14 protein-coding genes and 1 pseudogene are annotated in these 11,994 nt (G+C 36.2%); 11 read left to right on the top strand and 4 right to left on the bottom strand.

The genetic code is table 11. The features are described 5' to 3' along the window. The first annotated feature begins 12 nt into the window (after positions 1-12). From ACEPXD_RS16950 to ACEPXD_RS16940, 3 genes are all read left to right on the top strand, one after another. Positions 13-1,272 carry an ABC transporter substrate-binding protein gene (locus tag ACEPXD_RS16950; protein WP_391117836.1) on the top strand — a complete coding sequence of 420 codons (1,260 nt, stop codon included), beginning with the start codon at positions 13-15 and terminating at the stop codon, positions 1,270-1,272. 196 nt (positions 1,273-1,468) lie between these two features. Continuing rightward, entirely contained in the window at positions 1,469-2,329 is an 861-nt protein-coding gene (locus tag ACEPXD_RS16945; RefSeq protein ID WP_391123327.1) for a carbohydrate ABC transporter permease, read from the top strand. Between the two features lie 12 nt (positions 2,330-2,341). Beyond that, positions 2,342-3,169 (top strand): carbohydrate ABC transporter permease, encoded by an 828-nt coding sequence (locus tag ACEPXD_RS16940; protein WP_391117834.1) that lies wholly within the window; start codon positions 2,342-2,344, stop codon positions 3,167-3,169. Between the two features lie 162 nt (positions 3,170-3,331). On the opposite strand, the gene ACEPXD_RS16935 is transcribed toward ACEPXD_RS16940, so the two are convergent. Continuing rightward, on the bottom strand, positions 3,332-4,090 hold the full coding sequence (locus tag ACEPXD_RS16935; RefSeq protein ID WP_391117832.1) for an SDR family oxidoreductase: 759 nt from the start codon (positions 4,088-4,090) through the stop codon (positions 3,332-3,334). Between the two features lie 145 nt (positions 4,091-4,235). Here ACEPXD_RS16935 and ACEPXD_RS16930 point away from each other — a divergent pair, with 145 nt between their 5' ends. The 8 genes from ACEPXD_RS16930 to ACEPXD_RS16895 all read left to right on the top strand — a co-directional run bounded on the left by ACEPXD_RS16930 (position 4,236) and on the right by ACEPXD_RS16895 (position 10,987). Beyond that, entirely contained in the window at positions 4,236-4,805 is a 570-nt protein-coding gene (locus ACEPXD_RS16930; protein WP_391117830.1) for a TetR/AcrR family transcriptional regulator, read from the top strand. 531 nt (positions 4,806-5,336) lie between these two features. Next, entirely contained in the window at positions 5,337-5,852 is a 516-nt protein-coding gene (locus tag ACEPXD_RS16925; protein WP_391117828.1) for a hypothetical protein, read from the top strand. A gap of 169 nt (positions 5,853-6,021) precedes the next feature. Beyond that, the gene (locus ACEPXD_RS16920; RefSeq protein WP_151701354.1) at positions 6,022-6,222 is read left to right on the top strand and encodes a cold-shock protein; all 201 of its coding nucleotides are present in this window, start codon (positions 6,022-6,024) and stop codon (positions 6,220-6,222) included. Positions 6,223-6,456: 234 nt separating this feature from the next. Next, the gene (gene trhA / locus ACEPXD_RS16915) at positions 6,457-7,095 is read left to right on the top strand and encodes a PAQR family membrane homeostasis protein TrhA (RefSeq protein WP_391117826.1); all 639 of its coding nucleotides are present in this window, start codon (positions 6,457-6,459) and stop codon (positions 7,093-7,095) included. Between the two features lie 230 nt (positions 7,096-7,325). Further along, the gene (locus ACEPXD_RS16910; protein WP_391117824.1) at positions 7,326-8,369 is read left to right on the top strand and encodes a Gfo/Idh/MocA family protein; all 1,044 of its coding nucleotides are present in this window, start codon (positions 7,326-7,328) and stop codon (positions 8,367-8,369) included. Between the two features lie 110 nt (positions 8,370-8,479). Next, positions 8,480-9,040: an excalibur calcium-binding domain-containing protein gene (locus tag ACEPXD_RS16905; protein ID WP_391117822.1), complete on the top strand. Its 561-nt coding sequence runs from the start codon at positions 8,480-8,482 to the stop codon at positions 9,038-9,040. Positions 9,041-9,090: 50 nt separating this feature from the next. Further along, positions 9,091-10,368, top strand: a complete 1,278-nt coding sequence (locus ACEPXD_RS16900; RefSeq protein WP_391117820.1) for an MBL fold metallo-hydrolase — start codon at positions 9,091-9,093, stop codon at positions 10,366-10,368. 193 nt (positions 10,369-10,561) lie between these two features. Beyond that, a complete protein-coding gene (locus ACEPXD_RS16895) occupies positions 10,562-10,987 on the top strand; it encodes a GatB/YqeY domain-containing protein (RefSeq protein WP_391117818.1) in 426 nt (141 codons plus the stop codon). Here the strand turns inward: ACEPXD_RS16895 and ACEPXD_RS16890 are convergent. From ACEPXD_RS16890 to ACEPXD_RS16880, 3 genes and pseudogenes are all read right to left on the bottom strand, one after another. Next, on the bottom strand, positions 10,956-11,159 hold the full coding sequence (locus ACEPXD_RS16890; RefSeq protein WP_391117816.1) for a hypothetical protein: 204 nt from the start codon (positions 11,157-11,159) through the stop codon (positions 10,956-10,958). The genes ACEPXD_RS16895 and ACEPXD_RS16890 overlap by 32 nt on opposite strands. 78 nt (positions 11,160-11,237) lie before the next feature. Continuing rightward, positions 11,238-11,477 (bottom strand): hypothetical protein, encoded by a 240-nt coding sequence (locus ACEPXD_RS16885; RefSeq protein WP_391117814.1) that lies wholly within the window; start codon positions 11,475-11,477, stop codon positions 11,238-11,240. 12 nt (positions 11,478-11,489) lie between these two features. Next, positions 11,490-11,906 (bottom strand): annotated as a pseudogene (locus tag ACEPXD_RS16880) (DUF4351 domain-containing protein); the annotation flags it as partial. Between the last annotated feature and the right edge of the window lie 88 nt (positions 11,907-11,994).

The following is an 11,994-nucleotide window of genomic DNA, read 5'->3' as shown; positions in this document are numbered from 1 at the left end:
AGGGGAAAGAACATGTTTAAAAAGAAATGGGTAGCTACACTTGGAATTTCAGCTTTATTTGTTGGAGGCGTACTTTCGGGATGTTCGGAAGATACCGGGGATAAAGCAATAAAAGTGGATGGTGGTAAGCCAGTGGAAGTAACGCTGGCTGGTTGGGGTTCATCACCAGAAGAGGCTGAATTATTAAGCCAAGTATTAAAGGACTTTGAAGACACGCATCCGAATATTAAAGTCAAGCATGAAGTCATTGCGGATCAGTATATGGATGTTGTAAAAACTCGATTAATTGGGGGAGAAGGTCCAGACGTATTTTATCTAGATGCGGTGGAGGCTCCTGCTTTAATCGAGACAGGGGTACTTGAACCATTAAATAAATATGTAAAAGACGATTTTGATTTAAACGACTTTGAGAAACCACTGATTGAAGCATTTCAAAAAGATGGAACGTATTACGGTTTCCCAAAAGGTTATTCAACGCTTGGGTTATTTTATAATAAAAAAATGTTTGCAGATGCTGGCGTAAAAGTACCAACTACATGGGATGAGTTACGGGAAGTTTCTAAGAAATTAACGGATGGAACAAATGTTTATGGATTCGGACAAAATCCTGAGCTAGCACGTGCGTATTTTATAGCGGAATCGTACGGTGGAAAAGTAGTAGTTGATAACAAAGCTAATTTTGCAGATCAAAAAGTGTTGGATGCTTTACAGCCATATGTGGATCAGCATTTAGTAGATAAAACTGCTGCTCAGCCTTCTGACGTTGGAACTGGTTGGACAGGAGAAATGTTTGGGCAAGGTAAAGCTGCCATGGTAATTGAGGGTAACTGGGCTATTCCATATTTAGATAGCACTTTCCCTGATATCGATTATGGAATGGCAGAAGTACCGACTATTAAAGGTAAAAAAGGAACAATGGCATTTACGGTTGCTTATGTAATGAATGCTGCATCAGAAAAGAAAGAAGCTGCTTGGGAATTAATGTCTTACCTAACAGGGAAAGAAGGAATGGAAACTTGGACTAGTAAAGGTTTCGAATTGCCTTCTCGTAAATCTGTAGCAGAAAAGCTTGGTTATGATAAAGATGAGTTACGTGGTGCGCTTGTTGCTGGAGCTCCATATGCGACAGTTTGGTCAAATGGAACCAACTTACCAATCATCTTTAACAACTTTAACAATCAATTTGTAAGCGTTTATTTAGGGCAATCAAAACTTGCGGATGCACTAAAAGAAGCGCAAGAAACAGCTAATAAAGAAATCGATAAACAATAACAAAAAAATGAGGAGAAGGGAGATCCCCTTTTCCTCCATATTGTATTTTCTAGTAAGTACTTGTTAGAACACCTTCTGTTGATGCAGGCGATTCTTCATCAATAGAACGAGTTCTACCAATAATCTTTGTAACCTTTGCAATAGGGAGTTGATCAAGTTGAAAAGCAGGTTTTTAAAAAGAACAGTTAGAGAATCCTTGCAAGGCTATGTATTTTTACTGCCTGCATTATTCGTTTTATTACTCTTTCTTGTAGGACCTATTTTTTATGCAATTTTTCTGTCCTTCCACAAAGTGCAGTTATTAGGGACAACAAGCTTTGAATTTGTTGCATTAAAGAACTATATGAATATTTTTGATGATCTTCGGGCCAAAATTGCTGTGTGGAATACAGCTAAATACGTTTTGATTGTAGTACCGTGTCAAACGTTCTTAGCCATTATACTCGCCGCAACTTTAAATGCAGGGATGAAAGGTGAAAAGTTTTTTAGGATTATTTATTTTTTACCTACATTAACATCTTCTGCGGTGTTAACGTTAATCTTTATGTGGATGTATAACCAAAATGGACTAATTAACAAAGTGTTGGATTTCATCCATCTGCCAACTTATAACTGGATAAATGATCCTTCTATTGCGTTATATGCAATTATGGCCATGAATATTTGGTCTACCGCACCATTTTATATGGTCATCTATTTGGCTGCACTACAGGATATACCAGAATCACTTTATGAAGCAGCAGAGTTGGACGGGGCAAGTGCCATTCAGAAGTTTCTCTATGTAACTGTTCCTCATTTGCGACCTGTGACTTCATTTGTAGTTATCATGGGAATAGTTGGGACATTCCAATTATTTGACCAATCCTATATTTTCTCAGGGGGTTCTGGGGGTCCAAATAACTCGACATTAACAGTTGTGCTATTAATCTACCAATATGCATTTAAAAATATGGGAACGATGGGCTATGCGGCAGCTCTTGCTTTTTCACTAGCAATTATTATCCTTATTGCTACATTGATTCAGCGAAAGTTCTCTAAAGAAGAATCTCTTTACTAGGGAGGAGAAAATGTGAAAAAGAAATTATCGTTTGGCAAAGTATTTCTATATGGCATTTTAATTGTCTATGCTGTCATTACAGTCATTCCATTTATATGGGCACTTTCCTCATCGTTTAAAAACTTAGATGAAATTGTAAATGGTGCAATTAACTTTATACCAAAACATTTCACCTTTCATAATTATAAGGTAATCTTTGTTGAGCAGGGCTTATTCCCACGTTGGCTGTTTAATAGCTTATTTATAGCCACGATGGTTACTTTGCTAAATATGTTCTTTAATTCCATGGCTGGCTATGCCTTGGCACGACTTCACTTTCCAGGGAAACGGACGATTTTTGTAGTCATTCTTGCTGTCTTAATGATTCCTATGCAAGTAACGATGATTCCAAATTATTTAATATTAAAGTCTCTTGGTTGGCTGAACTCTTATCAAGGGATGATTATTCCAACGATGATCAATGCGACCTTTATATTTATGATGCGCCAATTCTTTGTGAACTTCCCTAAAGAACTAGAGGAAGCAGCGGAATTGGACGGACTAAGTAAAATAGGAACGTTCTTTCGAATTGTCCTTCCGCTAGCAAAACCAGCATTAGCAGCACAAGCCATTTTCGTTTTTATGGGCTCTTGGAATGACTTCATGAGACCTTTAATTATTTTATCGAGTCCAGAACTATTTACATTACCAATTGGGCTTAATACATTTAAAGGTCAATACATTAGCTACTGGAACTACATTATGGCAGCATCAATGGTATTCACCTTGCCAATTTTGCTTTTATACGCATTTTTCAGTCGATATTTTATAAAAGGTATTTCTTTTTCTGGAGGGAAATAATAACATTGTTAGGGGACAGCCATCACATGATGTTTCTCCTGCGGATATCTTGATTTATCAAGTATTTATCTTCTTCCCGATGTTGAATCGACTGTCACACTCGCAATAAAACAAGAGCTCCTAACAAATCCGTTAGGAGCTCTTTCTATTAAATGTGTATTATTAATAAGCGGACCAGCCGGCGTCAATAGCTATAACTTGCCCATTTACAAAGCTTGCTTCATCTGATCCTAAGAAAATAGCTAGTTTAGCAATTTCTTCTGGTTGCCCAATTCGTGGGTTGATTGCCATACCTAAAGATTGGCGAGATGCACCTAGTGCATTAATATTTGTCATTGATGCCCCAATATTTGTTGCTACTGCACCAGGAGCAAACCCATTGCAACGTATATTTTTGTCTGCATACATGAACGCTGTATTTTTAGTTAAGCCGACAACTGCATGTTTAGATGCGGTGTATGCAGCCCCAGCGCGTGCTCCGTATAAACCGCCTGCTGAAATGTTGTTTACAAATGTACCGTGACCTTGTTCAAGGAAAATAGGTATAGCAAGTCGCATTGAACGCATAACGGCAACAGTATTAACTGAAAATACACGTTCCCAACGTTCATCGGAAATATCGCCAACAGGTTCCATTCCATCCATAATCCCTGCGTTATTTACCAGAATGTCTAACTTACCAAAAGTTTTTAACGTTACGTCGAATAAACTTTTCACATCATCCTCCGAAGTAACGTTCGTTTGAACAGCAATAGCTTCGCCACCTGTTGCTTTAATAGCTTCAGCTACAGCAGTTGCTCCTTCTAAATTCATATCGGAAACAACAACCATTGCTCCTTCTTGTGCATAACCTTCAGCAATTGCTTTTCCCATCCCTGATGCAGCGCCAGTGACAATCGCAACTTTACCTTCTAATCTCATAAGAATATACCTCCCTGAATTTTATTGTACAGTTGTTCAATAACTATTATAATAAAGAGTAGTAAACGCTTACAATAAGCAAATAAAAGCAAAGTGTTCAATAAGAAGCATATTTCTATTAAGTGTTCAATAAGAGGTGAAAAAAATGTCTTCTATAGATATACGTATTGTAAAAACGAAAGATGCCTTACATCAATCATTATTAGAAATACTTAAAGAAAAAGCATTGCAAACTATCTCAGTGTCAGAAATATGTAGAAGAGCTAGAGTTAATAGGGGGACATTCTATTTACATTATGCCCAAGTAGAAGATTTATTTGAGGAGTATTTTAAAGAAATTATGGAGGATTTAGCAATCTCTTATGAAGAACCCTACCGCCATGTATCCATTTTGAAGTCGAGTAGCCTAAATCCAGCAACCATTCGAATTTTTCACCATATTGAAAAATACAAACCATTTTACAAAATTGTCTTTTCCAAAAATGCGCCTTTAACATACTATTACTTATTATTTGAGGAAATAAACAAACTCTTAAATAAAGATAAAGGAATGAAGAGTGAAGAGGAATTCGATATGAATGTATACTGCGCCTATCAAGCAAATGCCATTCTCGGAATCATCATCCAATGGTACAAAGAAGACTTCCAACACAGTGCAGATTACTTAAATCAGCAACTCGTGAAAATTTTGAATGTGAAGATAGATAGGGATTGATAGAAAGATTAAAACAATAGTTTTGTAAAATTTGAAGATTACGTATTCGATGAAATTTTCTTCGCATGGACTATTCATTTCAAAATCATTATTCCATCAATCGCATCGAAGACACATTATAAGACCTAAGTAAGATTAATAAATAGAAGGCTTGATCGTACATTAGATAAGAAAATCCAACTTCCCGGTGAGATACTCAAATGTCCCACAATTTGCGGTGGACCCGGGAAAGTAGTTAATTGAACAGATTGAGTTTTATAGCTACATTAAAAGAAGAGGTACCCATCTAAATGACACAGATCAATTAACAACTGAAGAATACGAAAAGCTTTTCAGCAAAGACTAAAACAGAATCCATAAGATAATTTTGAAAATGTATAGAAAGAGATTGAAATAAGCATAAGGTCAACCATTTTATTGTAACCAACAAATTGCTTGCTCTAGACTTTCATGTATCAAATTCAATTGTTCCTGAATTTATAGCTAAAACCAGGAAACTAATTTAAAAAAATTTCAATCGGAGGAATTGATATGTATGATCCAACCATTTTTGAGAATTTAAAAGTTACGTTTGAAAATCAAGTGTATGATTTAGACAATATAGAACACAAAATAACGATAACTAATCGAGTTGATCGAATGGATTTTGCCGTACTTTCTAGAGATTTTTCCATTCAGTTTACGTTAACCAATCAACCAAACGTAACTGCCGAAATTGTATTGCAGACTTCTTTAGAAGATCTTGCTGGAGAGATATTAGAGCAGCCAGAACAAAATCTAGGTTGCTTCTTATTACTTCGATTTCATAAGCAAATCCAACATGTGCCCACACAGTGTAAACAAATTGAACAAGCGCTTCATACCATTTGGGAAAATGAAACTCATGTAACCCAAACACTAAGCTTCCTCTATGAACAAGAAGTATCCATTCACTTAAACAATATCCAATTGCAGTTCAACAAAAAAATTAACGAAGAGCATATAAGTGACATACCAGAGTTTCTTGAGCATGTGTTACAAACATTAAAAGTATTGAATGAAATTTAATTAATGCACTTTACTAGACAAATGTATAATACTGTTATATAGTAAGGATAATAATTAAATTGCTTAACTAGAAACAATGAATTCACATATTACAATGAGTAATCGTGATTTGTTCGGTACTTGTTGTAATATGTGAATTTTTTTATTCACAAAAATGGAGGTTTTTTAAATGACACAAGGTACAGTAAAATGGTTTAACGCAGAAAAAGGTTTTGGATTTATCGAAGTAGAAGGCGGAAACGACGTATTCGCTCACTTCTCAGCTATTCAAGGTGACGGTTTCAAATCACTTGACGAAGGTCAAAAAGTTGAATTTGAAGTTGAAGAAGGTAACCGCGGACCACAAGCAGTTAACATTACAAAACTTTAATTCCTAGAAATTAAATAAATGTTTAACCAAAAAAAAGAGACACCCATTATGGGTGTCTCTTTTTTTTGTCCATAATACGCATTATGGACTTGCATAAAAAGCGATATGTCCGGATAGAAATATTTACGACCGGATAAAAACATTTTGGATCTTTTACAAGGCTTCTGCTTTTATTTGAATAAACTTATACGATAATATAAGAGCAAAGAGATTTTCAGATAGGGATGAAAAAATATGAGCAACACGCATATATTTTCGAAGCGTGAAGAAATAGCAAATGCGATTATTCATGGCATTGGTGCTCTTTTAAGTGTGACAGCACTTGTCATTTTAATCGTGTCATCTGTAACACGGGGAACTGTATGGCATGTGGTAAGTTTTACGTTGTTTGGGACAACCATGCTGCTTTTGTATATATCGTCCACACTAGTCCATGGGCTTCCGGCGGGTAGAGCAAAAGATTTGTTTGAGATTATGGATCACTCCTCCATCTACTTTTTTATAGCCGGGACGTATACCCCTTTTTTATTTCTCGCAGTAAAAGGGACACTTGGTTGGACATTGTTTGGGATTGTATGGGGGCTTGCAATTGCTGGTACGGTTTTTAAGGCTTATTTTGTGAAGCGTTTCTTACATACATCGACATTGTTATACGTATTGATGGGCTGGCTAATAGTGTTTGCATGGAGTCCACTTGTGATGAATTTGTCTACACAGGGGTTAGTTTTGCTAGCAGTCGGCGGTGTTCTCTATACAGTTGGTGCGATTTTTTATGTGTGGCGGGGCTTTACTTATCATCATGCAGTATGGCATATATTTGTACTCGCAGCGTCCGTGCTACATTTCTTTGCAGTGATGACACTGTTGGCATAACGAATATAAAAGTGAATCCTAGATGAAAAAATTCAAGAAATCAATTAAGTTTAAATAAACATGGTCATTTAAAGATGAAATGACTATGTTTATTTTTAATTGGGACATCAGTTCATTTATTTGGCTTTAAATGAGTATAATAACTAATTAAGTTTGGTGATGTTTGCTTACAGAAAGTAATAAATAATTCGTCATTTGAGTATTCCAAAAAGAGAATAGGAAGTGATCATATGGGGTTAAAAGTTGGAATTATTGGATGTGGCTCTATTGCTAAATTACGTCATGCTCCAGAATATAAAGCGAATCCATTTGTAGACGAAATTGTTTTTTATGACAGAAATCTTGAACGTGCAGAAGCGTTAGCGGCCATGTTTGATGGTATGGTCGCAAAAAGTGTAGATGAATTACTTGCAGATCCTACTGTCCAATTAATTAGCGATTGTTCTTCGAATGAGAATCATTACATATTTTCTGCAAAAGCATTGCTTCATGGGAAACATGTGCTATGTGAAAAACCTATATCTCTAACAATTGATCATGCGAAAGAAATACTCTATGCCCAAAAGGAATCTGGTAAAAAACTAATGGTCGCTCACAATCAACGATTTACATGGGCTCATCGAAAAGCGAAAGAAATCATAGGTAGTGAAGAACTTGGTAGGGTGCTGACTTTTAGAACGACTTTTGGACATGCTGGACCAGAACAATGGGGTATAAATAAATCGAACTCGACATGGTTCTTTCAAAAAGAGCGGTCAGGACTAGGTGTTGCTGGAGATTTGGGAATCCATAAAGTTGATTTATTACACTACTTATTGGATGACGAAATAGAGCAAGTAAGTGCTTTTCAAGGAGCACTTGACAAAGTCAATGAAAAGGGCGAACTAATTGAAGTTTGCGATAACATCGTATGTAGTTTAAAAACGAAAAAAGGAAGAATAGGTACTGCTTCTTTTTCTTGGACGTATTATGGCGAAGAAGATAATAGTACAATTATCTACTGCGAAAAAGGTATTTTGAAAATATATCATAGTGATTTATATCAGTTAGAAGTGATTACAAGAGATGGGGAGAAGGTACAATATCAACTAGAAAGCATTCAAACAAATGATAGCCAAACAAACAGCGGAGTAATCGATGCCTTTATCGAATGTGTCCGACTTGATTACCCTCCACTAGTAACAGGGAATGATGCAATTGCGGCGCTCAGGGTCATATTAGGTATTATAGAAGCAGCAGAAACGAATAGGGTTGTAACCATTAGCGGCGAGTAATTTATGGTCCAAACAAGAAATTGGTTTGTTTTAATTTGGAATATTTTGGAGTCTATCATTATCCAATTACTGTATGTAAAATGTAAAAGTATAGAATTGGAGGAAATGCAATGTTTACGAAATTTATTAAAGTATTTTTATTAATTGTGTTAGCGTGCAGTTTTACTGTAGCAAACGCATCTTTTGCAGATGCAGCAACTAAGGTAATGTGGGGTAAAACAGAACTAAAACTTGGTCAAATTGGAAAAGCAACCATATTAGCGGATACAAAGCTAGTTAAGATAGAAAGCAATGGTTCATTATCAGTCGTTCGTTCCATGAAAAAAGGCGAAGAATATCGTGTGTATAGTTACAAAAGTCAACACAATGGCCTATACGGAGTAGGTGGAGGAAGTTTTGTACAAAAAGATGTAGCTAAAGTGAAGTATGAAACACCATCTAAAGCAAAACTAGCTCTATTGAAACAAGTAAGTGAAAACCCACAACCGACTTCGAAACCAACACAACCAAACGAAGGCAATGGTTTAGAAGTTATTCCAGGAGCACCTACTAGCTTTCAAAACTGTACTGAAATGAATAAATATTATTCTAACGGCGTAAAAAAAGGTCATCCAGCGTATGCATCTAAACATGACAGAGATAATGACGGTTGGGCATGTGAACGAAATTAAGTCCAGAATATTTATCTTAGTGTGCTTTAGATTAGTTGGGAGTGTAACAAGTGAAGAATAAATGGTTTAAAGTGTTCCTCGTTTTTGTTTTCGTATTTACTTTAATTTCAGTTAATACAATAAATGCTAATGCTGATATAGCAAAAGTTATGTGGGGAAAAACAGAGTTGAAGAAAGGCCAAATCGGCAAGGTAACCATATTAAGCAATACCAATCTTCTAGACCAAAGCTTGAAAAGTGCTCGCTCACTTAAAAAAGGCGAAGAATATAGAGTTTACTCTTATAAAAGCACGAATGGTGGCTTATATGGACTCGGTGGAGGACAATTTGTCAAGAAGGGTTCTTCTATTAAATATGAAACACCTTCGAAAAGTAAACTGGCTCTATTAAATATGGTGAGTAAAATCCCATTAGAAGTCCACTTTATTGATGTTGGACAAGGAGATTCCATACTAATCAAAACAGCTAACGGTAAAACAATGCTAGTTGACGGCGGTAAAAAGGGAAGTCATGTCGTAAGCTTCTTATCTTCAAAAGGGGTTCGTAAACTGGATTATGTAGTAGCTACTCATCCAGATGCGGATCATATTGGTGGGTTAGTGGATGTTTTACATTCATATAGTGTTGGTACATTTATCAATAGCGGAAAAGCACATACAACTCAAACATACGCAGAACTATTAACCTTAGTAGGAGATAAAAATATTAAATACAAAGTTCCTAAAATTGGAGATAAGATTTCACTCGATGAAAATATTGATATTACTGTTTTAAACGCAAACGAAAATGCGAGCGATACTAATGACGCTTCCATTGTTTTAAAAGTAACATACGGCCAAGTCTCGTTCCTCTTGACTGGTGATGCTGGAGCGAATATGGAAGAACAAATGTACAAGAAGTTTAATGTGCAATCAACCGTACTAAAAGCAGGTCATCACGGATCAGATACGAGTAGCTCCAATGCTTTCATTCAAAGAGTGAAGCCGCAAGTTACGATATTAAGCTACGGAAAAGATAATTCATACGGGCATCCACACGCAGCTGTAGTCAGTAGGCTGAAAAATGTAGGATCTAAAATTTACTCAACTGCTGAATCTGGAAGTATTACCGTATCTACAAATGGCTTAACTTATTCCGTATCCGCAAAACCGTGGACAGGTAGCGGAACAGGTGTCGTTACATCTAAACCAGCACCACCAAAGGCACAAATAGTATTTAGCAATTGCACTGAATTGAGAAAAGTATATCCAAATGGAGTTCCTAAAAGTCATACAGCCTACCAATCCAAAATGGACCGCGACAATGATGGCTGGGCATGTGAAAAATAATTAAAAAAATTAGAGGGTAGCTCAGAATTGAGCTATCCTTTTTTTTAAAATGGATTAAATTATTCGTTTTTTCCCGGTGTCAGATTCACTTGTTCCTAACCCAGAGTTACCAGTATTAAGGTATAATGAATGCAACGCATTAATTCGACAAACCGCGTATCAAAATAAAAGAGAAGAAAGGAGATTCAATACTATGTTAAAAACAATCGTATTTGAAGAACTAAAACGTGCGATGAGAGAGAAGGACGTGCTTGCCAAAGGGGTACTGACGCTTGTAAAATCAGCACTTGATAATGCAGAAAAAGAAAAAGGTTCCACTCTTACACCAGAAGAAGAAACTGCTATCGTGAATCGTGAAATTAAACAAACCAATCAAGCGTTAGAAGGTGCCCAAAAAGCGAATCGTGAAGACTTAATGGAAAAAGAGGAAGCAAAACTATTATTACTAAAAAGCTTCTTACCAAAGCAACTAAGTGAAGAAGAAATAGTGGCGGCTCTGACAGAGGCTGGAATTGCTAAAGGTATGAACATGGGGGATGCGATGAAAATCGCAAAGCCGTTACTTACTGGAAAAGCAGATGGATCCATCATGTCAAAAGTTGTAAAAAGTTTGATTTAAAAGGAGAGTGCCATAGCGCTCTCCTTTTTACATCGGTCCGTTGTCTAGTTGATCCATATGTTTCAAGGGTTGTACCACCATACAAGCTGTTTTCCTCTTTTATTTCAAGGACACGTTCGACTGATAATCCAGTTATTTTAGCAATGAAATCTACATCAACATATTCTATCAAAGATTTACGAACAATATCCTCTTTTTCAGCAAGTCTCCTTTCTTCTCTTCCTTCTTTCCCCCTTTATCTCTCCAAGAATTAGGCAGTTAAAAAACTCTTCGCATTATCCAATTGGTTAATCTGTTTCAGAAGTTCTTCCTTCTCTTTTTCATCTAGTTTTAAGTAGTATTCAAAAAAGCCGTTGATTAATTCCGACTGAGCTGGATTTAGCTTCATACGCACAAGCATTTGTAAAAATGCAATTTTCACTTGCACTTTTTCTTTTTCGGTATAGCCCATCTTACTGATCAATGTGGCAGTTGCAGGATTATCCGCCATAATATATGCTCGTCAATCCTTTTGACGGAGTTCCAGTTTTTTATATCGGAATGTCAGCACATGAAGATCAGGGAAAGCATTCGTAAATTCTTCTTTTGTATTCCTGTTTTCGTCGTTTGAAAAGACGGTAATCGGCATGATCGGTTTTTTAAGCTTATTATATAACAAACTGTAATATTGAAACATTCTCTCGTTGAAATCCGATTGATAAGAACTTTGCGGCTCGATATAAACAATAATAGCTGTTTCACCGCCTCTAATTTTCGTCTCCATTAAAATGTCTAGTCTTCGCGTTTTTCCATCATTTAAATCTGTAAAGACTTCTTCGGATAACTGTTTCACTGCCGTAAAATCGACAAACTGGTGCACCTCTGGAAAAAAGGTATAAAAAAATTCTTCAAAAAAGTTGCTGATTAGTTGCTTGAATAATTGTTCGTGTTTTTAATATGTTGGGGATTTTTCGTGGATGAAAAGAGTGGGTTTCTTCTGGGGCATCCATGAAATATTAGGTTTCTCT

It is taken from the genome of Psychrobacillus sp. L3 (genome assembly GCF_042945595.1).
Lineage (GTDB): Bacteria > Bacillota > Bacilli > Bacillales_A > Planococcaceae > Psychrobacillus.
The sequence above is the reverse complement of the archived record's forward strand: the minus strand, read 5'-3'. Positions and strand labels throughout refer to the sequence as shown.

Excerpts from the sequence above, each read along its gene's own strand:
- ACEPXD_RS16950 (WP_391117836.1), top strand. The coding sequence starts at position 13 with ATGTTTAAAAAGAAATGGGTAGCTACACTTGGAATTTCAGCTTTATTT.
- ACEPXD_RS16935 (WP_391117832.1), bottom strand. The coding sequence starts at position 4,090 with ATGAGATTAGAAGGTAAAGTTGCGATTGTCACTGGCGCTGCATCAGGG.
- ACEPXD_RS16930 (WP_391117830.1), top strand. The coding sequence starts at position 4,236 with ATGTCTTCTATAGATATACGTATTGTAAAAACGAAAGATGCCTTACAT.
- ACEPXD_RS16925 (WP_391117828.1), top strand. The coding sequence starts at position 5,337 with ATGTATGATCCAACCATTTTTGAGAATTTAAAAGTTACGTTTGAAAAT.
- ACEPXD_RS16920 (WP_151701354.1), top strand. The coding sequence starts at position 6,022 with ATGACACAAGGTACAGTAAAATGGTTTAACGCAGAAAAAGGTTTTGGA.
- trhA (WP_391117826.1), top strand. The coding sequence starts at position 6,457 with ATGAGCAACACGCATATATTTTCGAAGCGTGAAGAAATAGCAAATGCG.
- ACEPXD_RS16910 (WP_391117824.1), top strand. The coding sequence starts at position 7,326 with ATGGGGTTAAAAGTTGGAATTATTGGATGTGGCTCTATTGCTAAATTA.
- ACEPXD_RS16905 (WP_391117822.1), top strand. The coding sequence starts at position 8,480 with ATGTTTACGAAATTTATTAAAGTATTTTTATTAATTGTGTTAGCGTGC.
- ACEPXD_RS16895 (WP_391117818.1), top strand. The coding sequence starts at position 10,562 with ATGTTAAAAACAATCGTATTTGAAGAACTAAAACGTGCGATGAGAGAG.
- ACEPXD_RS16885 (WP_391117814.1), bottom strand. The coding sequence starts at position 11,477 with ATGGCGGATAATCCTGCAACTGCCACATTGATCAGTAAGATGGGCTAT.